Here is a 21,976-nt window from a genome sequence, read left to right as displayed (position 1 = left end):
CGATGCCGATCATCGTCGAACTCGATGTCATGCTGGCGCGCCGCAAGATGCGCTCCAAGGAACTGGCCCAGCGGATCGGGCTGACGGAGCAGCAGGTCTCGCAGCTGAAATCCGGCAAGGTCCGTGGCATGCGCTTCGATACGCTGACGCGGATCTGCGCCGTACTCGACTGCCAGCCGGGTGACCTGCTGCGCTACGAGCCGGGCGCGGAGGACCTCGCGCTCGATGCCGATTCAGCCGACGCCTAGCAGGCTCAGCCGAGCCCGAGCAGCGGGCGCGCCTGCAGCGCGGCGACGAGTGCGGTCGCGGTGACGGCGGCGTAGGCGGCCGAGACCGTACCGAGCGCGACCAGCCCGGCTCTGCTCTGCCGCAGCGCAAACCAGAGCAGCAGGCCGACCGCCGGGATGATCTGCAAGGCGTGCAGGCCGAGGAAATGCGCGATCCGCAGATCCCCGATCGCCAGCGACCAGCCGAAGAAGGGGATCGTCTGGTGCGCCTCCGGCAAAGCGCCGACATAGTGCCCGCTGGCGCTGGAGCCGAGCAGGGCGCCGCTCGCCAGGCCGAAGACGCAGGTGAGGGCGAGCCCGGCGACGAGCGACCAGCGCACGACCTCCGGCATCGGCGCGGTATCGCGACGGGCAAGCCCATAAGCGAGGAAGCCGGGCGCGATCGTGAACATCACCGCGCCGACGCCCATCAGCGTGTAGAGCCAGACACCAAGGGCGCTGTCGCTGTTGTAGTGCGAGGCTTCGACACGCGAGGCGCGCCAGGCGATGTAGAGCACTTCGAGGACGATCGGCACGATCACCGGCCAGACCATGTAGCGGCCGAGCCAGGAGGAGCGGAAGCGCTCGCTTGCGAGCGGCAGGAACAGTGCCAGGGTGAACAGGTAGAAAGCAACAGAGAGCTCGAACTTCAGCGGCTTGATCCAGGTGTCGACGCCCTGGAATTGCCGGCTGTCGATCAGCCCGGCGAAGACGGTCGGGACCGCCAGAGCGAGCATGGCGAAGGCTGCGGCGGTGAGGCGCGGCTCCAATTCGAGATCGGGCAGCCAGGCGGGAAGGCGGGCCTGAAGGCGGGCGATGCGATCCTCGCGCGCCAGGCGGAAACAGGCTTCCAGCAGCAGATAGGTCAGGTAGCCGAACGGCCCGAACAGGAAGACCATCGGCAGCACCGGCAGCATCAACCAGTGCGGGATCCCCTCCGCCTGCGAGCGCCGCAGGATCCAGTTGCCGAGGAAGAGGTCGAAGGCGAGGTAGTGGACCCAGCCGGCGAGCAGCAACGGCTTGGAAGCGAACAGGGCCGCAACCGAATTGAGTGAGGAGAAGCCGCCCTTCGCGTCAGGCCAGTAGACGGCGATGAGCACGGCATAGCCGAGCGAGAGCAGGGCCGGGATGATCCAGCCGGCAAGCGCGGCCGAGATGCCACGCCAGCGCGGCAGCAGGATCAGCGCGACCCAGCCGATCATCGCAAGCTGGCCGGCCCGGGCGAAGGCGTCGTCCAAGGTGAAAGGCATTGCCTATTCCAATCTTGACGCTGTTCAGTTGCGGCCTTGTCCTATTGCGTTATCTTAACGCCGTCAAGTTTGATGACGGCGGCGTGCGGGCAGGGCGTGCGATGGATACCAAGGTCGGCAAGCGAGGTGGCTATCATCACGGCGACCTGCGCCAGGCGATGATCGACGCGGCCGAGGCGGTGCTGGCGGAGAAGGGCGTCGGCGGCTTCACCCTGCGCGAATGTGCCCGCCGGGCCGGAGTGTCGCCGGCGGCGCCGGCGCATCACTTCGGCAATCTCGTCGGCCTCCTGACTGCGATCGCGACGCTCGGCTTCGACGATCTGTCCGAGAGCATGGAGGCAGCCGTCTCCAAGGCCAAGGCGGCTGGCGGGGATCAGCTGGCGGCGATCTGCGAGGCCTATCTCGCCGTCGCATTGACCAGGCCCGGCCGTTTCCGAGTTGTCTTCGGGCGGCTCGGCCTGAAGAGCGGGGACGACGATCTGCGTCGCGCCGGAGTCCGCGCCTTTGGCATCCTGGTCCGCGAGACGAAACTGGCGCTCGGGCATGAGATCGACAGCGATGTGCTCTCGCGGCTGCCGTCGAGCTACGCCGACGACGCCGATCTCGCCGAGATCCTGTTCGTCTGGTCGATCACCCATGGCTTCTCGACCATGCTGATCGATGGCCAGCTCGCGCCGCTGGAGATGCAGCCGGGTGGGCGTGAACGCCTGATCGCACTGTATTCGGGCCGGCTCATGGAGATGCTGCTCGCCGCCATGCGGCCTTCCGCAGCCATGCCACTCGCAAATCCCGCCATCCGTGGTTAGATGGCGGCCATGCGCCGCCTGATGCTTCTGCGCCACGCCAAATCGGCCTGGCCCGCCAACACCGCCGATCGCGACCGCCCGCTCGCCACGCGCGGGCGTGAAGCCGCCCCGGTCATGGGCCGCTATCTCGCCGAGGAACTGCTGCTGCCGGACCTCGTCCTGATCTCGCCGGCCAAGCGCACCGCCGAGACCTGGGAGCTGGTCAAGCCGATGCTGCCGGAAAAGCCGCCGACGCATTACGAGCCGCGCATCTACGAGGCCAGGCCTGAGCGCCTGCTCAAGGTCGTGCAGGAGACCGATCCGCAGGTCCGCACGCTCCTGATGATCGGCCATAATCCCGGCTTCGAGGAACTCGCCGCCAAGCTCGCCGGCCATGGCGACCGCTATGCCGCGGCAAGGATGGCGCAGAAGTATCCGACCTGCGGGCTGGCCGTGATCGATTTTTCCATCGAGGACTGGCGCGATCTTGCTGCGCAAGGCGGCCGGCTCGACCGTTTCGTCACGCCCGCCTCGCTCGGTGAGGGGCCGGACGAATGATGCGGATCGCCTGATGGCGTCCGGTTCCTATCTCGACGAGGCGCGCAGCGCTGCGCTTGCCTTCGGCGACAGCCTGCTCGGCCTGGCGCGGCCGCGTTTGCGCATCGGCGTCACCGGCCTGTCGCGCTCAGGCAAGACCGTCTTCACCACGGCGCTGATCCAGAATCTGGTCGAAGGCGCCAGACTGCCGGTGCTGAAGGCCTCGGCCGAGGGGCGGATCGCGCGCGTCAGGCTGGTGCCGCAGCCCGACCCCGAGATTCCGCGCTTTCCCTATGAAGCTCATCGCGCAGCGCTCTCGGGCACAGATCGGCGCTGGCCGGACTCGACGCGGCGCATCTCGGAACTCAGGCTCGAGATCGATTATGAGCGCGCCGAGGGCTGGTTCAAGGGCCCGGCGACGCTGACCCTCGACATCGTCGACTATCCCGGCGAGTGGCTGCTCGATCTCGCTTTGATCGGGCAGGACTATGCCAGCTGGTCGGCGCAGGCAGTCGCGGATGCGCGCAAGACGCACCGGCTCGCCATCGCCGCGCCCTGGCTCGAGGATCTCAGGCAGCGCGATCCGGCGGGGCCGGCGGACGAACTGGTGGCCGAGGCGGCCAGTGACGTCTTCAAGGCCTATCTCGCGGCCCTGCGCGCCGATCCGGAGGCGGTGGCGGTGACGCCGCCCGGCCGCTTCCTGATGCCGGGCGATCTCGAGGGCTCGCCGGCCCTGACTTTCGCGCCGCTCGATCTGTCGCCGGGCGCGCAGCCGCAGGCCGGCACACTCGCCGGGCTGATGGCCGAGCGCTTCGAGGCCTATAAGCGCGTCGTGGTCGGGCCGTTCTTCCGCGAGCATTTCGCCCGGCTCGACCGGCAGATCGTGCTCGTCGACGCACTGGCGGCGCTCGATGCCGGTCCCGCCGCGCTCGCCGATCTCGAAACCGCGCTCGGCCAGGCGCTCTCGGCCTTTGCGGTCGGGCGCAACAGCCTGTTGTCGAGCCTGTTCGCGCCGCGGATCGAGAAGGTGCTGTTCGCCGCGACCAAGGCCGATCATCTCCATCACACCAGTCATGACCGGCTCGCCGGAGTGATGTCGCATCTGGTCGCGCGCGCAGCGGCGCGGGCGCAGGGGGCGGGGGCGAAGGTCGAGGCGATGGCCTTCGCCGCGATCCGCGCCACGCGCGAGGTCCGTATCCGCGAGGGGCGCGAGGAGCTGCCGGCGATCGCCGGCGTGCCCGAGGCGGGCGAGGTCGTCGATGGCGAGGTCTTCGACGGGCAGGCAGAGGCCGCGATCTTCCCGGGCGACCTGCCGGAGCGGCCCGAGGCGATCTTCGATCCCGGCGCGCCGCGCTGGCATGTCAGGGCGCCACGCTTCCGGCCACCGCTGGTCAAGCCGGATGCCGGCGGGCGCCTTTCGCCGCCGCCGCAGATCCGCCTCGACCGTGCGCTCGAATTCCTGATCGGCGATCGATTGGCGTGAAGGAGGGGCGAGCATGAGCAAGGCGCCGCGCGCCATTCGCCTCGATCCGCAGGATGGCTCCTCCGACGATGCGGTCTTCGGCGGCCGCAGCGATGTCGCCATCGTGCCGGAGGTCGAACCGATCGAGCCCGAGGCTGCGCCGGCGCCGCAGCCGAGGCGCCGCCGCTTCAGCTGGGGCAGCCTGTTCGTCGCGGCATTGTCCGGCCTGCTGGCGCTCTCCGTCACGGTCTGGGCCGAGCAGACGATCCGTTGGCTGCTCGCCCTCAACCCCGCTGTCGGTATCGCGGCGCTGGTCTGCGCCGGTGTTGCCGCGCTGGCCCTGCTCGTCATGCTGCTGCGAGTGCTGCGCGACATCCTGCGCGAGCGGCGGGTCGAGGCCTTGCGCGAGCGTGCCGTCGTCGCATTGGCCGAGAGCGATCTCGCCAGGGCACGCAGCGTGGCTGCCGATCTCGACAAGCTCTATGCCGGCCGGCCCGAAACCGCGAAGGGCAGGGCGGAACTCACCGCCCACACGCCGCAATTGCTCGCCGCCCGCGACCTGCTCACCGTTGCCGAGCGCAGCCTGCTCGCGCCGCTCGATGCGCTGGCGCAGGCGCAGGTGGCGCAGGCGGCGCGGCGGGTTTCGCTGGTCACTGCGGTCAGCCCGCGGGCGTTGGTCGACGTCGTCTTCGTGCTTGTCGCCTGTGCCCGGCTGCTGCGTTCGATCGCCACGATCTATGCCGGCCGCCCCGGAACGCTCGGTCTGCTCCGGCTGGCGCGGCAGGTGCTTGGCCATCTCGTCGTCACCGGCGGCATCGCGGCGGGTGACGCCGTCATCCAGCAGGTGCTCGGTCAGGGGCTGGCGGCGCGCCTCTCGGCCAAGCTCGGCGAGGGCGTGCTCAACGGATTGCTCACCGCCCGGATCGGGCTCGCTGCCATCGCGGTCTGCCGGCCGCTGCCCTTCGTCGAGGAGAAGCCGCCGGGCCTGTCCGACGTCGCCGGCGATCTGTCGGGCTGGGGCGGCAAAGGCGATTGAGCCCGGCAGAATTTGCCGGCACGGGATGAATCTGCCCGGTCGGAATCGTCGGTAAACCTTTCGAAAACCATCCAAGCTCTTGAAATATCTCAGGCATGGCCGTGGCATAGGCCGTGCAAACTCAGCCTCGGTTCGACATGCCGCCCATGGGGGGCGCTGTCCAGGTCTGGTGACCAGGTGAGGTTGCGATGGGTGTTTTCAGTGCTCTGACGACGGCCGTGACGGGCATGCAGGCCCAGTCCTATGCCCTCGAGAATATCTCCGGCAACATCGCGAATTCGCGCACCGCCGGCTTCAAGCGCGTCGATACCAGCTTCTCCGACCTGGTGCCGGATTCGGCGCTGAACCGGCAGGTCGCCGGCTCGGTCGCCTCCTATAGCCGCGCCACCAACACGATCCAGGGCGATCTCAACGCGACGCGCATCGACACCAACGCCGCGATCAACGGCGACGGCTTCTTCGTGGTCGATCAACGCAAGAGCGGCGTCGGAGCTTCGACCCAGTTCGCCAACAGCAATCTCTACACCCGCCGCGGCGATTTCGACTTCGACGCCGACGGTTATCTCGTCAACGGCGCCGGCTATTACCTCAAGGGCCAGAAGATCGATCCGGTCACCGGCCAGATTATCGGCAGCCAGCCCGATGTGCTGCGCATCACCAAGGACCAGTTCCCGGCCAAGGCGACGACCCAGATCGAATACAGCGCCAACATCCCGGCCTATCCGAAGACGAACAGCGCCGTTTCGACGACACCCGGCTCCGAGCTGCTGAATGCGGGTACGGGCTTCGGCACGAACCCTGGCGTCACTCCGGGCGGTACCGGTACCGTGGTCGGCAGCGACCTCACTCTCTTCCTCAACCGCTCGATCCCCGGCGGCTCGGTCACGGTCTATGATACGCTTGGCAAGGCGACGAGCGTCGAGCTGCGCTGGGCCAAGGTCTCCAACGCCGCGGCCGGCCCGCCGGCGGTGGCTGATACCTGGAACCTGTTCATCGCCGAAAACACCGGCGCGACTGGCGCGACCGTCGCCTATCGCAACGTCAACACCAACATCACCTTCGACAACACCGGCAAGATGACGGCGCCGGCCAGCGGCAACATCACCATCCCGCCGATGACGATCGGCGGAAACGCCATCTCTCCCGCTTCCGCCCCCATCAGCATCGTCACCAACGGCACCAGCCTGACCCAGAACGGCGACACCAGCGGCCAGATCGACGCCCGCAGCATCCGGCAGAACGGCTACACCGCCGGTACGCTCGATAGGGTCTCGATCTCGAACGAAGGCCAGGTGATCGGCACCTTCAGCAACGGCCAGGTCGTGGCGCTGGCGCAGATTGCGGTCGCCCGCTTCAACGCCGGCAATGCGCTGAAACGCCTCGATGGCGGCGCCTTCGAGGAGACGATCGAGTCGGGAGCTCCGATCGTGGGCCTCGGCACCGCGGCGCTGATCGGCGGCAATGTCGAGCAGTCCAACACCGACATCGCCGACGAGTTCTCCAAGATGATCGTCACCCAGCAGGCCTATTCGGCCAACACCAAGGTGATCTCCACGGCGCAGGAGATGCTGCGCGACGTCTTCAACATCATCCGCTGAACGGCTGAGCGCAGCCTGGCCCTGAAGGCCCAGTAGGGCTGGGCCAAAGAGTAGAGCCAAAGACGACAGGAGTTGACGATGGGTCTCAGTACCTCGCTCGGCACCGCCATTTCCGGTCTGAACAGCGCCCAGACCGGCATTGGCGTCATCTCGCAGAACGTCGCCAATGCCGGCACGCCCGGCTATGTCCGGCGCAATGTATCGAGCGTCGACTCGATCTCCGGCGGCACCGTCGGCGTCAGCAATCCCAATGTCCAGCGGCTGCTCGACCGCATCGTGCAGCACCAGCTTCTGCAAGAGAGCTCGGGCGCGGCCTACACCTCGACGCGCGCCCAGGTCTTCGCCAATCTCGACAAGCTGTACGGCGCCCCGGGCAGCGCGACCGCGCTCGACTCGATGTACAGCAAGTTCACGAGCTCGCTGCAGGCGCTGCAGAACGATCCGTCTTCCTATACGAACCGCACAGCGGTGCTCGATGCGGCGAGCCAGCTCGCCAATCGGCTGCGCGGTTTGTCGGACGGCGTCCAGCAGCAGCGCGCCCAGGCCGAGGCGGGCATCGGCTCGTCGGTGACCCGCGTCAATGAGCTGCTCGAGCAGCTGACCAACGTCAATGCGCGCATCGTCAACGCCCAGCAGACCTCCGGCACGGCGGATCTGCGCGACCAGCGCGACCGGATCGTCTCCGAGCTGTCGCAATACGTCGAGATCCGCACCGATGAGCGGCCGAATGGCTCGCTCAGCATCACCACCGCCTCGGGGACGCAGCTCTTTGACGGCCGCCCGACGGTCAAGTTCGAGTTCGATGCGCGCGCCAATATCGGGCCGCAATCGCAATGGAGCAGCGATCCCGCCCAACGCGGCGTCGGCACGATCATCGCCCGGGACCTGAACGGCAACGGCTTCGACGCGATCGCCAACAACACCTTCCGCTCCGGCGAGATCGGCGCGCTGGTCGAGCTGCGCGACAAGACCCTGGTGCAGGCGCAAAAGCAGCTCGACGAGATCGCCGCCCAGCTGTCGAGCGCGCTCTCCGATCGCGAGATCGCCGGCACGGCAGTGACCGCAGGTGCCGCGACAGGTTTCGACGTCGACCTTGCAGGGCTGCAATCCGGAAATTCGGTCACCCTCGACTACAAGGTCACGCCCGGCGGCCAGACCCAGCGCTTCACCTTCGTCCGCGTCGAGTCGGCAGCGTCGCTGCCATTGCCGGCCTCGGCCCAGGGCGATGCCAACAACCGCGTCATCGGCATCGACTTCTCCGGCGGTCCGGCCTCGGTCGCAGCGCAGATGCAGGCGGCTATCGGCCCCGGCTTCACCGTCTCGAACACCGGCTCGGTGCTGCGCATCGTCGATGACGGTGCCGGTGCGACCCGCGATGTCGTCGGCCTGACCGCCCGCCCGACCCAGACCTCGCTGACCGGCGGTACGGGCGAACTGCCCTTCTTCGTCGATGGCCGCAACAATGGCGTCTATACCGGCTCCTATGAGGGCGGTGCCCAGTCGGCCGGCTTTGCCTCGCGCATCACCGTCAATCCCGACCTGATCGCCGACCGCTCCCGCCTGGTCGTTTTCAACACCAGCCCGGCGACGCCGCAGGGCGACGCGACCCGGCCGAAATTCCTCCTGGACCGCCTGACCTCGAGCCAGCGCAGCTTCACCAACGCGACCGGCTTCGACGGCTCGACCGCGACCTCGAGCGGCACGGTCTCGAGCCTGGTCCAGCGCGTGGTTGCCGGGCAGGGCCAGGCGAGCGAGCAGGCCAAGCGTCTCGATGAAGGCCAGCAGGTCGCCTTCTCTGCGGTGCAGAGCCGCTTCCTCGAGGACACCAAGGTCAATGTCGACCAGGAAATGTCGAACCTGATCGAACTGCAGAGCGCCTACGCCGCCAACGCACGCGTCATCTCCACGGTCAAGGAGTTGCTCGACGTGCTGATGAGACTGTGAGGAGATAGGTCATGACCATCACCCCGACCGGTACCGGCGCCTATCGTCTCGCCAATCCGAACCAGTTCGTCTCGATGCGCGGCCAGCTCGACGATTTGCAGCGCCAGCTGGCGACGCAGAAAAAGTCGGAGACCTATGCCGGCCTCGGCATGGATCGCGGCGTCAGCCTCGACCTCAACAACAAGCTCTCGACGCTCGACGGCTACCTGACCGGCATCCAGCGCGCCGACGTCAATCTCAAGCTGATGACCAAGGCGGTCGAGAACTTCACCAAGCTTGCCGGAGAGACGCGCGCCGATGCCCGGCCGGACAGCTATGTCGAGACCTCGACCGGCCGCACCTCGCCGCAGGTTCTCGCCGAGGAGAAGTTCAAGCAGACGCTCGATCTGCTGAATTCGCAGGTCAACGGCCGCTATTTGTTCTCGGGTCGCACCTCGGATGTCGAGCCGGTGGTCGACTATTCGCTGATCATGGATGGCGATGCCACTCATGCCGGCCTGAAGCAGCTGATCTCCGAGCGCAAGCAGGCGGATCTCGGCGCCGGCGGCATGGGACGGCTCGTCACCGGCGGCGCCGGCACCAACGCAACGATTGCGGAGGAGGCGGCCGGGCTGCCCTATGGCTTCAAGCTCACTGGCGCCACCAGCAGCACCGCAGCGATGACCACGGCCTATAATGCCGGGCCGCCGGCCGACATCGCCGTCAATGTCGCCACGCAGCCGCAGCCGGGCGATACGCTGAAGTTCGCACTGAAGCTGCCCGACGGCACGACGGAGGAGATCACCCTGACGGCGCGTGCGGCAGGCACGACCGGCGACCCCGCCGAAGGTTTCGTCATCGGGGTCGACGCCAACGCGACCGCCGCAAACCTGCGCACGGCGATCGGCGCGGCGCTGTCGCGCGAGGCGAAGACGTCATTGTCGGGTGCTTCGGCTCAGGTGGCCGCCAAGGACTTCTTCACCGGCAGCCCGAATAACCCGCCGCTCCGGGTGCCCGGGCCGCCTTTCGACACGGCGACCGCCGCGCCCGCGCCCGGAACCGCCGCCAATACCGTCATCTGGTATCAGGGCGACGATGCGGCCGGCTCGGCCAGGGCGACGGCCAGCGTCCAGGTCGACCAGGGCCAGCAGGTGGCCGCCGGCGCCCGCGCCAACGAAGAGGCGTTCCGCACCGGCCTGGCGCAGTTCGCCATCATGGCGGCCGAGACCTTTCCGGCGAGCGACCCGAACTCGAAGCTGCGCTACAATGCGATGACCGAGCGGGTGCGCAGCAATATCGGCTTCCCGACCGGGACGCAGAACCCATCGGAGATCATCGTCGAGCTCGGCTCGGCCCAGACCGCGATGTCCCAGGCCAAGGAACGGCATACCGCGACCAAGGACTATCTGAGCACGACGCTCTCAGGCGTCGAGGACGTCACCAAGGAAGACGTCGCCATGCAGATCCTGGCGCTGCAGACCACCTTGCAGGCGAGCTACCAGACCACCTCGATGCTGTCGAAGCTGCAACTGACCAATTACCTTTGAGGCTGCCGAGCCGAGCATCTACGAACATGAAGAAACGGCCCGGATCGCTCCGGGCCGTTTCTTCATGTTCGTATTCTGAATTGTTCCGGCGCGCTCAGCGGCCGCGCAGGCCGGCGGCGATGTCGCGATTGATGTTGACGAGGATGCCGATTGCAGCCGGTTCCGGCGCGGCGGCGATCTGGAAGGTCCGGTTGAAGATGAAGTTGGCGAGACCGAGGATATTGCGCTTGATCTCGACCGGCAGCGGATTGTCCTCGGCGATCACCGCCGAGACCAGCAGGGTCCAGAGCTTGCGGTTATAGGCGAGGGCTCCGTCCAGGTCGCCGGAACGGGTGGCCCAGTCATCGACGATCATCTGGAGACGGGCGCCCGCTTTTAGCAACAGGCCGGCTTCGAGTTCGCGCGGTGACTGGACGTTCTGTGCCGTCTTCGACGCCGCGGCGTAGGCATTAAACCCGCTTTGCATGCTCGAGCAGTTCCGCCTCGTAAGAGATCAGCTTCTTGGCAGCCTTGAGAGCTTTGTAGAGCTCACCACTTAAGATGCAGTTATTGATTTCGGACATATGCGGCAAAGCGCTCGGCGCCGCCTGCATGAAATCGCGCACGAGCTGGAAGTAGACTTCGTGCTCCTCGGTCGGGTCGCCGGCGAGGTACATCAGCTGGATCGCGAGGTAGATCTTCTTGGCCGGCGTGTCGGCGCTGGCCGCGGTGAGGATGTCCTTCTCGCGCAGGATCGGCGCGTCGCCCTCGATGAAGAAGCGCGTGCGCTGCTCGTCGTTGCGGATGACGACCGAGCCGATGATGATGCGCTCGTTCGGCTTGAGCTCGACCTTGAGGGCCATGTCGGTCCCGCCTTCTGGCTAGGCATCGGACCGATAAGTGGGTTCCACTTTTCGGAAGAATCCGATGCGGCAACAATGTGTAGATCATCGTGACCGCGTCCGTTCGGATGCGCGATGATCTACGAGGGGAGGGGCGTCAGCCGAACAGGCGCAGCACGCCCTGGTCGGCCTGGTTGGCGAGCGAGAGGGCGGTCTGCGAGAGCTGCTGGCGCGTGTTGAGCGCGAGCAGGCTGGCGCCTTCCTCGTTCGGATCGGCGAGGACGAGGTTGCCCGCGCCGGTGGTCAGGACGTTCGACAGTTCCTTGGTGAAGTCCTGCCGGGCCTGGGCGACCGAGAGGTTCGAACCGAGCGTCGAGGCCAGCGATTTCAGCGAGCTCAGCGAGCTGGTCAGGGCAGCGGTCGCCTTGTCCAGGTCGGCATCGTTCTGGAAGTTGATGAAGCCGGCAAGCTGCGTGTTGACCGCGCGGGGAATGCCGAGATTGTCGGAGGTGATGTTCGAGCCCTGAATGTCGAGCTTGGTCTGGTTGCGGCCAGTCTTCTCGTTGAAGACGATCGACAGACGGTCACCCGAGAGCAGGTTGATGCCGTTGAAGCTCGAATCCTTGGCGAGGTCGTCGATCTTGTTGCGCAGGTCGTTGAACTGGTCGATCAGGTTCGAGCGCACCGACGAGGTGAGGTTCTGACCGGTGATCGCGGTTGCCGCAGCGGCGTCAGCAGCGACGAAGCCCAGGACCGCGTTGCTGGTGCCGGTGCCCGCTGCAGTGATCGCCGCGGCATCGGCGGTTGCAATGTCAACAGCCGAACCCGAAGCAGGGTTGGCCGTGCCGAAGCCGAACTGGAGCTTCTCGGAGCCGGTGCCCTTGACGTTGAGCTGACCCTTCTCGTCGACGAAGGCGGTGGCGATGCCCGACTTGTTGATCTCGTTGACAACGTCGCGGATCGTCACGTTCGCGCTGTCGAACGCGGCGGTGTAGGTCGTGGAGCCGGCCGTCAGCGAGAGGGCGAAGCGGGTACCGTTTGCGCCGACCACCAAGCCGCGGTCACCGGAGTTCGTCGCGGTCGCAGCATCGGCCACGCCGTTGGTGACCGGCGGCGGACCACCGGTGGGCGTATCGGTGTCGAGCAGGCTCTTGTCGAGAGCGATGTCCTTCAGGCTCTTGCTGGTGACAGCTGCTTCCGTCTGGGTGGCTAGCGCCGTGCCGGCCTTGGTCGGCCTGTTCTGGGCCGCGTCAGCCTGCGCCTGCTTCACCGTCGATTGCAGCGACTGGACCAGCTTGGTGATGCCGTCGATGCCCTTGGAGGCGGCCTGGATGGTCTGGATGCCATTCGAGATGCCGTCGAGCAGATTGGTGAGCTGGCTCGAACGATCATTCAGCGAAGCTGCGGTGAAGTAGTTCACCGGGTTGTCGATCGCCGAGTTGACCTTGCGGCCGGTCGCCAGGCGGTTCTGGATCACGCCCTGCTGAGCCGTGGTCTGCTGGAGGGTCAGCAGGTTGTTGCGGACGCCGTTCGACAGGATCGTGTTGGCCATTTCAGGTCCCTCTGACAGCGCGATTCGGCGCTCAACCAGCTTGCTCTGGCCCGACAATCCTTTGTTAAGGCTAATAATCGGTTAATGAGTGTGCTCGGCCCAAACGAAAAGCGGCGGAGCCATGGGCTCCGCCGCTCTTTTGCTTCGTCCCGCGTTCTGCGGGGTGATCCGCTCCTGCGGACCGAAGATCAGCCGAGGAGACGCAGGACGCCCTGGTCGGCCTGGTTGGCGAGCGAGAGCGCCTGCTGCGAGAGCTGCTGACGGGTCTGCAGCGCGAGCAGGGAGGCGGCCTCGGCATTGAGGTCGGCGTTGACGAGGCTGTCGGCGCCGGTGGTCAGGACGTTCGCCATGTCCTTGGTGAAGTCCTGGCGGGTCTGGACGACCGAGAGGTTGGCGCCGAAGGTCGAGGAGAGCGACTTCAGCGAGGTCAGCGCGCCGGTCAGCGACTTGGTAGCGGCTTCCAGATCGGCGTCGTTCTGGAAGTTGGTCGAGCCGGCGAGCTGGGTATTGCCAGCCTTGGTGATGCCGAGGTTGTCTGAGGTCAGCTGAGTGCCCTGGACCTCGACCTTGGTCTGGTTCTTGCCGGTCTTCTCGTTGAAGACGACCGACAGACGGTCACCCGAGAGCAGGTTGATGCCGTTGAAGCCGGAATCCTTGGCGAGATCGTCGATCTTGCTGCGCAGATCGTTGTACTGGTCGATCAGGTTCGAGCGCGTCGCCGAGGTGACGTTCGGACCGGTGATCGCGGTTGCCGCAGCGGCGTCAGCAGCGACGAAGCCCAGGACCGCGTTGCTGGTGCCGGTGCCCGCTGCAGTGATCGCCGCGGCATCGGCGGTTGCAATGTCAACAGCCGAACCCGAAGCAGGGTTGGCCGTGCCGAAGCCGAACTGGAGCTTCTCGGAGCCGGTGCCCTTGACGTTGAGCTGACCCTTCTCGTCGACGAAGGCGGTGGCGATGCCCGACTTGTTGATCTCGTTGACGACGTCGCGGACCGTCACGTTCGCGCTGTCGAACGCGGCGGTGTAGGTCGTGGAGCCGGCCGTCAGCGAGAGGGCGAAGCGGGTACCGTTTGCGCCGACCACCAAGCCGCGGTCACCGGAGTTCGTTGCGGTCGCAGCGTCAGCCACGCCGTTGGTGACCGGCGGCGGGCCACCGGTGGGGGTGTCGGTGTCGAGCAGGCTCTTGTCGAGAGCGATGTCCTTCAGGCTCTTGCTGGTGGCGGCGACTTCTGCCGCGGTCGCCAGAGCCCCACCGGCCTTGGTCGGCCGGTTCTGGGCCGCGTCAGCCTGCGCCTGCTTGATCGTCGACTGCAGCGAGTTCACCAGCTTGGTGACGCCGTCGATGCCCTTGGAGGCGGCCTGAATGGTCTGGATGCCGTTCGAGATGCCGTCGAGCAGGCCAGTGAGCTGGCTCGAACGATCATTCAGCGAAGCGGCGGTGAAGAAATTGACCGGGCTATCGATCGCGGAGTTGACCTTCTTGCCGGTGGCGAGACGGTTCTGGATCTGCGAGGACTGGGCGGCGGTCGACTGCAGCGTCGAGAGGTTGTTCCGGACGCCGGCAGAGAGAGAAATAGCCATGTTTCGATACCTTCCTGGTATGGTGCCTTCTGGCGTTGCGACCGTTCTGGCCGCGACCCGAGGACCATCGGGCCCGATCTCGTAACGAGCGGTAAATTCGAGCCGGCGAATTGCTCACAATCCGGGCAAAGCCGCGGCGTGGTTAACGAGTGTAAAATGTCGGCAGTTGGCCGAGGCCAGCGCGTTTCGAGAAGCGGTCCACGAACGAAAACGCCGCCGGCGAGTGCCGACGGCGTCGAAATGAAAGGCGAGGGAGGGCGGGGAGCTTAAGCCAGGCGCTCGATCTCATGGTTGCGGGGCGCGTCCGCCTCGCGGCTGCGCTCGATGATCTCGCGCGACCAGATGCGCAGCTTCAACAGCGTCTCGTCAGGGAGCTGCTCGACGACTTCGCCGGTGTCGCGGTTGGTCTTGCGCAAGATGACGCTGCGCGTCTTCGGTTCGATGTCGAGCCGCCGCTCGATCACGTCGCGCAGCTCCTGCTGGCGCCGCTGTTCATCGAAGCGGCGCTGCTGCGCTGTGTCGTCCTGCTGGCTCTGCTGGCGCTGCGCATCGGAGCGGCGCTCCTCGGCCCGGGCGCGGATGTCGAGCTGGACCGGTTCGCCGGCCGCAATCGAGCGCACGGTCTTCTCCGGGGGGAGTTCGACCGGCGTGGCGCCGTTCTGGACGGAAATATCGGTGCGAATCGTCGCCTGGACGGCACCGGTCGCGAACGTCTTGGGTGTCGCGCCGAAATCCATTCTGGACTCCTCTCGCAAAGGCGGACTTCTTCCAAGCATGGGAAGATGCGGCAGAGAGTTGAATCTGCCGTTACAGAAATTGGTAAATTGCAGTGCATCCGGCGGATTTTTCGTATCCGCAAAGCGTTAACGTGCGCTCTGTCGAGTCGCTGCGCAGATTAACCATGGTGTTGTTCGTCTATCGATGAGCCTTGAGCTGGCTATGTCGTAGCTGCCGCGATGCTGTTCTTGGCTGTGCGATTCCTACAGGCTCTTCGAAATCACCAGTGGCCCGGCATTGGGCCGAGCGAAGACTCCGGCGCCGACAGTCGCAGTCGGGCCGTAGCCCGGCGCCCTGTTCTGGCGGTTCGTGTCGGCCGCGAGGTCACGCATGATCGATTCCGAGATCGCACGCGCCGTCGCCAGCACGGTCTGGTTGAGATCGATCAGATCCTGGAAGGCGAGATGGGCGCTCTTCAGGCGCTTGACCTTCTCCGGGGCGAAGCGGGCGAGCGCCACGGCGTTCAGCTTGATCTGCTCGACGCCCTTCATATAGGTGCCGGCGAGCTCGGCCTTGCGCGTCTCGCGCTCCATCGCGTCCTTGAGGCGCCCGGCCTTGACCAGCCCGGTCTCCTCGCCGACGACATGGGAGAGGGCGCCGAGCGTCTCCATCACGGTCTCGATCAGGGTTTCGGCCTCCGCCGCGTTCGAGACGCGCGGGCGCTCGTCGACGACGCGCATCGGCTCAAACATTGCCGACCCCCGCAGAAGCCTTTGCCTGGACCTGGATCAGGTCGCGCATGATCTGGTCCGAGAGGCCGACGCCGCCGGACTTCTGAATCTGCTTGGCGTATTCCTGCGTCAGCATCGAGCGCCAGACATCGCCGCCGATGCCGTTCTCGCCGAGCGGCCCTTCGGTCCCGTTCGAGCTCATCACGCTCTGGGTGAAGTTCTCGAGGAAAACGGCTTCGAAATCGTCGGCGGTCTTCTTCGCCTTGTTCTGCGAGGAACTGAGCGCGTCGGCGACCCCGCCGGCCAGATTGACGGCGGCGCCGATGGCGAGCTTGGCGGCGGGGGCGGCGAGGATGGCACTCATTACATCACCTCGATGTCGGCTTGCAGCGCGCCGGCTGCCTTGATGGCTTGCAGGATGGAGAGAAGGTCGCGCGGGCCAAGGCCGAGTGCGTTGAGTCCGTCGACCAGCTCGCGCAGCGTCACGCTCTCCTTGACCAGAGCGAGCTTGTTGGTGCCCTCGGTGTCGACCTTGACGTTGCTGCGCGGCACGACGACCGTCCGGCCCTGGCCGAACTCGTTCGGCTGGCTGACCTGCGGCTCCTCGGAGATCGTCACCGTCAGGTTGCCCTGGGCGACGGCGACGGTGGAGACGCGCACGTCCTTGCCCATCACGATGATGCCGGAGCGCTCGTCGATGACGACGCGGGCGCCCTGGTCGGGCTCGACCCGGAGCTGCTCGATATCGGTGAGCAGGCGGATCATGTTGCCCTGGAAGCGCGGCGGGATCTGCAGCACCACGGTCGACGGGTCGGTCGGCTCGGCCGAGTCGCCGCCGATGAAGTCATTGATCGCGGCGGCGATGCGGCGGGCGGTGGTGAGATCGGGGTTGCGCAGCGACAGGCGCAGCGTCTTCAGCTTGTTGAGGGCAAAATCGATCTCGCGCTCGACCAAGCCGCCATTGGCGATACGGCCGACGGTCGGCACGCCGCGGGTGATCTTGGCGGCCTCGGCCTCGGCCGAGAAGCCGGCGATCGCGACCGGGCCTTGAGAGACCGCATAGACCTCGCCGTCGGCGCCGAGCAGCGGGGTAGCGAGCAAGGTGCCGCCCTGCAGCGACTTGGCATCGCCCAGTGCCGAGACGGTGACGTCGAGCCGCGTGCCCTGGACGGCGAAGGGCGGCAGATTGGCGGTGATCATCACCGCGGCGACGTTGGCCGTGCGCATGCTGGCGCCGCGGGTGTTGACGCCGAGGCGCTCCAGCATCGCCTGCAGGGACTGCTTGGTGAAGGGCGCGTTGTTGAGCGTGTCGCCGGTACCATTGAGGCCGACGACGATGCCGTAGCCGAGGATTTGGTTGCTGCGCACGCCCTCGACCGAGGCGAGGTCCTTGATGCGCGAGAGCGCAGTGCCCATGCCGCCGCTACCGGCGAAGGCGGTGCGGGAGACGCCGGCTTCAGCCGCGCCGCTGCGCGCCGGGCCGTTGTTGCCGCCGCCAGCCCGAGCCGGACCGGGCGCCGGGGCGAGGTCGGCCGCCATGGCCGCGCCGGCCAGCAGCAAGGCTGCGAGCGGCATCAGCAGATGGCGGAGGCGGAAGAGGCGGGGCATGGCACACCGGGTGACTCTGATCTCGTCAACCTGTTGCGAAGACCGTGCCAGTTCGGGAGAAAGCGAAAACGCTTCTTAATCAGTATTTTAGAGATCGCTGGCCTGATCGGGGAGGGTTGGCTGGTCGGCATAAAGCTGCCGCCCCCGGCAAATCCTGCCGAGCGATTTACCGCTCGTTAACCACGTTGCCGGCACAAGGATATGGGTCGGGCAGCGTCTATGCAGCGCCTTTTCAGGCCGACCTTGCGAGAGCGTGATGATCCGCATCGACCAGCGCAGTCCGATCGCTTCGACGACCTCGACCAGTCGTAGCGCCTCGACGAGCGGCTCCTCCTTCCGCCTGCCGGCGCGCGAGAGCGCAGGGGCGGCGCAGGGCGCGGCCGTCAGCCATGCCGGCTCGCTCGACGGCTTGCTCGCGGTCCAGGCCGAGGAGGACGGGCAGGAGCGCAAGCGGCGCCAGGCCCGGCGCGGCCATGACCTGCTCGACGGGCTCGACCGGCTCAAGGCCGCCCTGCTGGCCGGGCGTGTCGCGCCGGCCGAGCTCGAGCGGCTGAAGGCGATGCTGTCGGCACGGCGCGAGGCGACCGACGATCCGCGCCTCGACGAGGTGCTGGCCCATATCGAATTGCGCGCCGCGGTCGAGCTGGCCAAGCTCGGGCGCTGAGCCTGCGGCCACATCGCCTTCAAAAAAGCCGAAATCCAGTCATCTATCTCCGCGTTTGCCGGGGCGTTCCAGCACGTCGGAGTTGCAGCCTATGGATATCATCTGGATCGGCCGGCGCGCGGCCCGCCTCATGTTGACGGCGTGGCTGGGAATGCTTCTGGCTGCCTTGGCGCTCAGCCCCGCTCAGGCGCAGGGCCGCGGGGCCGAGCGCTTCGAAAACGCCGGCCCCTATGAGGCTACCACGCTCGAAAAGCCGCTGTGCTGCGACAGCAAGGGCAATTCCGTCGAGGTCTACCTGCCGCGCGCGAAACGGGCCGGCGAGATCTTCCCGGTCGTGACCTGGGGCAACGGGACCTGGGCGAAGCCGGACAAGTACACGTTCCTGCTGCGGCATCTGGCGTCCTGGGGGATGATCGTCGTCGCGACGCGGGATTCCAGCGTCGGCACCGGCGAAACCCTGCTCGACGCCGTCGCGCTGCTGGAACGGAGCGAGCTGGCGCCGCTGGCGGATCGCAGGCGCATCGCTGCGATCGGGCATTCGCAGGGCGCTTCGGGCGCTTTCAACGCTGCGGCCGCCCGCTCCTCCGGCATCGGCACCACCGTGCTGATCGACCTGCCCGGGCGGCGCCTGTGCAACAGGGAGCACTGCGCGCTCATCCCGACGGGGCTGCGGGAGAAGCAGTCGGTGCTGTTCCTCTCGGGCGAGCGCGATCCGCTATCGTCACCGGAGATGATCGACGGCTATTTCAGCGAGGTGCCGGCCGGGCGCCTGCGGGCGAAGGCCGCGGTGGCAGGCGCCGACCATAACGACATCCAGGGGCAGCCAGGCTGCCAGCCCTTCGCCATCGGATGCCGGGCCGGCATCGGCGCCTTCCTGCCCTATGTCACCGCATGGCTGCGCTGGCAGCTCGCCGGCGACAAGGCCGCAGCGGGCATCTTTGCCGGAAAAGGCGCGCCGTTCGTGCGCGATCCGCAGCTGATCGATGCGATGATTGCCCGCTGATTGAGATTTGCAGAGCGGCTCCGATCAGCGGATGAACTGATCGGCGTACTCCGCACCGAGCCCATTGGTGGCGTAATGCGCCCGGCATTTGTCGAGTCGGGTGAAGACGTCGTCATAGCCGAGGCATTTGCCGTCGGGGTCGACATAGATCATCGCGCCATTGACCTGGAACATGGTGATCATCTCCTCGACATCGGGATCGACCACCAGCGTGTGGGTCTCGCCGGGCGCCTCGTAGACATAAGAGCCCTCGGTCGCGACCCAGTCATGTTCGAGATAGCGCCACTTGCCCTTCAGCACATAGCCGTGCACCGGCTGGGGATGGCGATGGCGCGAGAGCACGCCGGCGCGGCGCACGCGCAGCAGGTTCATCCAGTAGCCGCGCGTCACCGAGAGGCAGAGCGGCCGGAACCAGACATTGTCGTCGACCGGCACCCAGACGCGCTCATCCTCCGGGATGACGTTCGGCACGATCAGCTCGGGCGGGGAGTCCTTCGGCTGCGGATGGCGATAGGGGGTCCAGCGCTCTTCGGTGCTGACCTGGACAGGGACCGGGCTGACCTTGTTCATCGCATTTCCTCCGGTTGAGCTTTTGATTCAGCTGGCTTGGCGACCGATTCGGGAAACGCCGCCATATCGCTGATGTTTCTTAGGTCTTTCAGACGGCGAGATAGCCGCCGTCGACCGGCAGGATCGCGCCGGTGACGAAGCGGGCTGCATCCGAGAGCAGGAACAGGACGGCGCCGCCGACATCGCCCGGCTCGCCCCAGCGGTTCATCGGCGTGCGCGACAGGATCGGCGCGGAGCGGGCCGCATCCTCGACGAGGGGCCGTGTCAGCTCGGTCGCGATCCAGCCCGGCGCCACCGCGTTGACGCGAATGCCGTCCGGCGCCCAGGCGGCGGCGAGCGATTTGGTCAATTGCCCGACGCCGCCCTTCGAAGCGGAGTAGCCCGGCGCATAGGCCGAGCCGTGGAAGGTCAGCATCGAGGCGGTGTTGACGATCGCGCCTTTGCTCGCAGCGAGCTTCTCCTTCGCCGCCAGGCACATCCGCATCGAGCCGGTGAGGTTGACCTCGACGGTCAGCCGGAACGCCTCGATCTCGAACTCCTTGCCGCCACGCTGGATCATGCCGGCGCAGTTGACGAGGGCGTCGATGCGCTCGCAGCGGGCGATGATCGCCGCGACCTCGGCGTCGCTGGTGACGTCGAGCCTTAAATGGCGGATCGCGGCATGGCCCGGTTTGGCGGCGACTTCGTCATCGGTGAGGCCGGTGGCGAGGACCTGGTAGCCGGCCTCGGCCAGCGCGAGCGCGGCGCCGGCGCCGATGCCGCGGGTACCGCCGGTGACGAGGGCGAAGGGGGAGGAGGAGCTTGTCATGGCTCCAATTTAAATCGGTTCGCAGCATTGCCAACTGCGTTGGCCGGCGGGGCGCCCTGCGTTGACACGCTCACCACCGCAGCAGCCACCAGCCCGTTGCCCAAAAGGCCGGCTTCCCCCTGGCAACGGAACCCGCTAGGAAGCGCGCGGGCCGGTGGTGGCGCTCAGCTGCTGCCTGCAATCGTTCCAGACTGGCCAGAGCAGGGGTCGTATCACATGAGCAAGATCAAGGTCGCCAACCCGGTCGTCGACATGGACGGCGACGAGATGACCCGCATCATCTGGCAGCACATCAAGGACAAGCTGATCTTCCCGTATCTCGACCTCGAGCTCGATTATTTCGACCTCTCGGTCCAGAACCGCGACGCCACCGACGACCAGGTCACGATCGACGCCGCCAACGCCACCAAGAAGCATGGCGTCGCAGTCAAGTGCGCCACCATCACGCCGGATGAGGCGCGCGTGAAGGAGTTCAATCTCAAGTCGATGTGGAAGAGCCCGAACGGCACGATCCGCAACATCCTCGGCGGCGTGATCTTCCGCGAGCCGATCATCTGCAAGAACGTGCCGCGCCTGGTGCCGGGCTGGACCCAGCCGATCGTCATCGGCCGCCATGCCTATGGCGACCAGTACCGCGCCACCGACTTCAAGTTCCCCGGCAAGGGCACGCTCTCGATCAAGTTCGTCGGCGAGGACGGCAACGTCATCGAGAAGGAGGTCTTCAAGGCCCCCGACGCCGGCGTCGCCATGGCGATGTACAATCTCGACGACTCGATCCGCGATTTCGCCCGGGCCTCGCTGAACTACGGCCTGATGCGCAAGTACCCGGTCTATCTCTCGACCAAGAACACCATCCTCAAGACCTATGACGGGCGCTTCAAGGACATCTTCCAGGAGATCTTCGACGCCGAGTTCAAGGCGGAGTTCGACAAGCTCGGCATCACCTATGAGCACCGCCTGATCGACGACATGGTGGCGTCGGCGATGAAGTGGTCGGGCGGCTATGTCTGGGCCTGCAAGAACTATGATGGCGACGTGCAGTCCGACACGGTGGCGCAGGGCTTCGGCTCGCTCGGCCTGATGACCTCGGTGCTGATGACGCCGGATGGCAAGACCGTCGAGGCCGAAGCCGCCCACGGCACGGTGACCCGCCACTACCGCGAGCACCAGAAGGGCAAGGAGACCTCGACCAACTCGATCGCCTCGATCTTCGCCTGGACCCGCGGCCTGTCGCATCGCGCCAAGCTCGACAACAATGCCGAGCTGGCGAAGTTCGCGCAGCTGCTCGAGAAGGTCACGGTCGACACCGTCGAGGCCGGCGACATGACCAAGGACCTGGCGCTGCTGGTCGGCCCCGATCAGAAGTTCCTCTCGACCACCGGCTTCCTCGACAAGGTCAGCGACAACCTGCGCAAGGCGATGGCCGCGTAAGCGGCCTGAAGCCCCGTTCGGAAAACAGAAGCCCGGCCAGATTGGCCGGGCTTTTTTCGTTGCGTTGCAGGTACGGGGCCGGGAGTG

22 protein-coding genes are annotated in these 21,976 nt (G+C 66.5%); 11 read left to right on the top strand and 11 right to left on the bottom strand.

The genetic code is table 11. The annotated features are described in order from the left end of the window. The first annotated feature begins 2 nt into the window (after positions 1–2). A complete protein-coding gene (locus tag ACWIGM_RS01890; protein ID WP_454024233.1) occupies positions 3–248 on the top strand; it encodes a helix-turn-helix domain-containing protein in 246 nt (81 codons plus the stop codon). Between the two features lie 5 nt (positions 249–253). On the opposite strand, the gene ACWIGM_RS01885 is transcribed toward ACWIGM_RS01890, so the two are convergent. Next, positions 254–1,516, bottom strand: coding sequence for an ABA4-like family protein (locus ACWIGM_RS01885; protein ID WP_454024232.1), 1,263 nt, complete (start codon positions 1,514–1,516; stop codon positions 254–256). 101 nt (positions 1,517–1,617) lie between these two features. On the opposite strand from ACWIGM_RS01885, the gene ACWIGM_RS01880 reads away from it, so the two are divergent. The 7 genes from ACWIGM_RS01880 (at position 1,618) to ACWIGM_RS01850 (ending at position 10,404) form a co-directional block, all read left to right on the top strand. Beyond that, complete coding sequence (locus ACWIGM_RS01880) at positions 1,618–2,322, top strand: TetR/AcrR family transcriptional regulator (protein WP_454024231.1); 705 nt, start codon at positions 1,618–1,620, stop codon at positions 2,320–2,322. 9 nt (positions 2,323–2,331) lie between these two features. Continuing rightward, positions 2,332–2,859: a SixA phosphatase family protein gene (locus ACWIGM_RS01875; RefSeq protein ID WP_454024230.1), complete on the top strand. Its 528-nt coding sequence runs from the start codon at positions 2,332–2,334 to the stop codon at positions 2,857–2,859. A 13-nt stretch (positions 2,860–2,872) separates the two neighbouring features. Next, positions 2,873–4,321: a YcjX family GTP-binding protein gene (locus ACWIGM_RS01870; protein WP_454024229.1), complete on the top strand. Its 1,449-nt coding sequence runs from the start codon at positions 2,873–2,875 to the stop codon at positions 4,319–4,321. A 13-nt stretch (positions 4,322–4,334) separates the two neighbouring features. Continuing rightward, the gene (locus tag ACWIGM_RS01865; protein ID WP_454024228.1) at positions 4,335–5,336 is read left to right on the top strand and encodes a YcjF family protein; all 1,002 of its coding nucleotides are present in this window, start codon (positions 4,335–4,337) and stop codon (positions 5,334–5,336) included. A 188-nt stretch (positions 5,337–5,524) separates the two neighbouring features. Beyond that, entirely contained in the window at positions 5,525–6,934 is a 1,410-nt protein-coding gene (locus ACWIGM_RS01860) for a flagellar hook protein FlgE (protein ID WP_454024227.1), read from the top strand. A gap of 78 nt (positions 6,935–7,012) precedes the next feature. Further along, on the top strand, positions 7,013–8,878 hold the full coding sequence (flgK, locus tag ACWIGM_RS01855) for a flagellar hook-associated protein FlgK (protein ID WP_454024226.1): 1,866 nt from the start codon (positions 7,013–7,015) through the stop codon (positions 8,876–8,878). An 11-nt stretch (positions 8,879–8,889) separates the two neighbouring features. Next, positions 8,890–10,404, top strand: coding sequence for a flagellar biosynthesis protein FlgL (locus ACWIGM_RS01850; RefSeq protein ID WP_454024225.1), 1,515 nt, complete (start codon positions 8,890–8,892; stop codon positions 10,402–10,404). A 94-nt stretch (positions 10,405–10,498) separates the two neighbouring features. Here the strand turns inward: ACWIGM_RS01850 and flaF are convergent, their stop codons facing one another. The 8 genes from flaF to ACWIGM_RS01810 form a co-directional block, all read right to left on the bottom strand. Next, on the bottom strand, positions 10,499–10,870 hold the full coding sequence (gene flaF / locus ACWIGM_RS01845; protein ID WP_454024224.1) for a flagellar biosynthesis regulator FlaF: 372 nt from the start codon (positions 10,868–10,870) through the stop codon (positions 10,499–10,501). Next, entirely contained in the window at positions 10,854–11,246 is a 393-nt protein-coding gene (gene flbT / locus ACWIGM_RS01840) for a flagellar biosynthesis repressor FlbT (RefSeq protein ID WP_454024223.1), read from the bottom strand. Before flbT ends, flaF begins: the two co-directional genes overlap by 17 nt. Before the next feature lie 136 nt (positions 11,247–11,382). Beyond that, positions 11,383–12,777: a flagellin N-terminal helical domain-containing protein gene (locus ACWIGM_RS01835; RefSeq protein WP_454024222.1), complete on the bottom strand. Its 1,395-nt coding sequence runs from the start codon at positions 12,775–12,777 to the stop codon at positions 11,383–11,385. 188 nt (positions 12,778–12,965) lie between these two features. Then, positions 12,966–14,357 carry a flagellin N-terminal helical domain-containing protein gene (locus ACWIGM_RS01830; RefSeq protein WP_454024221.1) on the bottom strand — a complete coding sequence of 464 codons (1,392 nt, stop codon included), beginning with the start codon at positions 14,355–14,357 and terminating at the stop codon, positions 12,966–12,968. Positions 14,358–14,623: 266 nt separating this feature from the next. Next, positions 14,624–15,094, bottom strand: coding sequence for a hypothetical protein (locus ACWIGM_RS01825; protein ID WP_454024220.1), 471 nt, complete (start codon positions 15,092–15,094; stop codon positions 14,624–14,626). A gap of 243 nt (positions 15,095–15,337) precedes the next feature. Next, on the bottom strand, positions 15,338–15,826 hold the full coding sequence (locus ACWIGM_RS01820; RefSeq protein ID WP_454024219.1) for a hypothetical protein: 489 nt from the start codon (positions 15,824–15,826) through the stop codon (positions 15,338–15,340). Beyond that, positions 15,819–16,169 (bottom strand): rod-binding protein, encoded by a 351-nt coding sequence (locus tag ACWIGM_RS01815; RefSeq protein WP_454024218.1) that lies wholly within the window; start codon positions 16,167–16,169, stop codon positions 15,819–15,821. The genes ACWIGM_RS01820 and ACWIGM_RS01815 overlap by 8 nt, the downstream gene beginning before the upstream one ends. Then, positions 16,169–17,413 carry a flagellar basal body P-ring protein FlgI gene (locus ACWIGM_RS01810; protein WP_454024217.1) on the bottom strand — a complete coding sequence of 415 codons (1,245 nt, stop codon included), beginning with the start codon at positions 17,411–17,413 and terminating at the stop codon, positions 16,169–16,171. The genes ACWIGM_RS01815 and ACWIGM_RS01810 overlap by 1 nt, the downstream gene beginning before the upstream one ends. 256 nt (positions 17,414–17,669) lie before the next feature. Here ACWIGM_RS01810 and ACWIGM_RS01805 point away from each other — a divergent pair, with 256 nt between their 5' ends. Together ACWIGM_RS01805 and ACWIGM_RS01800 are read left to right on the top strand one after the other, a co-directional pair. Next, positions 17,670–18,077, top strand: coding sequence for a flagellar assembly protein FliX (locus ACWIGM_RS01805; RefSeq protein ID WP_454024216.1), 408 nt, complete (start codon positions 17,670–17,672; stop codon positions 18,075–18,077). A 151-nt stretch (positions 18,078–18,228) separates the two neighbouring features. Continuing rightward, the gene (locus tag ACWIGM_RS01800; RefSeq protein WP_454024215.1) at positions 18,229–19,080 is read left to right on the top strand and encodes an alpha/beta hydrolase; all 852 of its coding nucleotides are present in this window, start codon (positions 18,229–18,231) and stop codon (positions 19,078–19,080) included. A 24-nt stretch (positions 19,081–19,104) separates the two neighbouring features. Here the strand turns inward: ACWIGM_RS01800 and ACWIGM_RS01795 are convergent, their stop codons facing one another. Further along, positions 19,105–19,650: a 2,4'-dihydroxyacetophenone dioxygenase family protein gene (locus ACWIGM_RS01795; RefSeq protein ID WP_436148046.1), complete on the bottom strand. Its 546-nt coding sequence runs from the start codon at positions 19,648–19,650 to the stop codon at positions 19,105–19,107. Positions 19,651–19,738: 88 nt separating this feature from the next. Further along, positions 19,739–20,458, bottom strand: a complete 720-nt coding sequence (locus ACWIGM_RS01790; protein WP_454024214.1) for an SDR family NAD(P)-dependent oxidoreductase — start codon at positions 20,456–20,458, stop codon at positions 19,739–19,741. 216 nt (positions 20,459–20,674) lie between these two features. Between ACWIGM_RS01790 and ACWIGM_RS01785 the strand changes: the two genes are divergently transcribed. Continuing rightward, on the top strand, positions 20,675–21,889 hold the full coding sequence (locus ACWIGM_RS01785) for an NADP-dependent isocitrate dehydrogenase (protein WP_454024213.1): 1,215 nt from the start codon (positions 20,675–20,677) through the stop codon (positions 21,887–21,889). Positions 21,890–21,976: the final 87 nt, after the last annotated feature.

Source organism: Allobosea sp. NPDC055332 (assembly GCF_053645455.1).
This window is presented reverse-complemented; position numbering and strand designations above follow the sequence as displayed.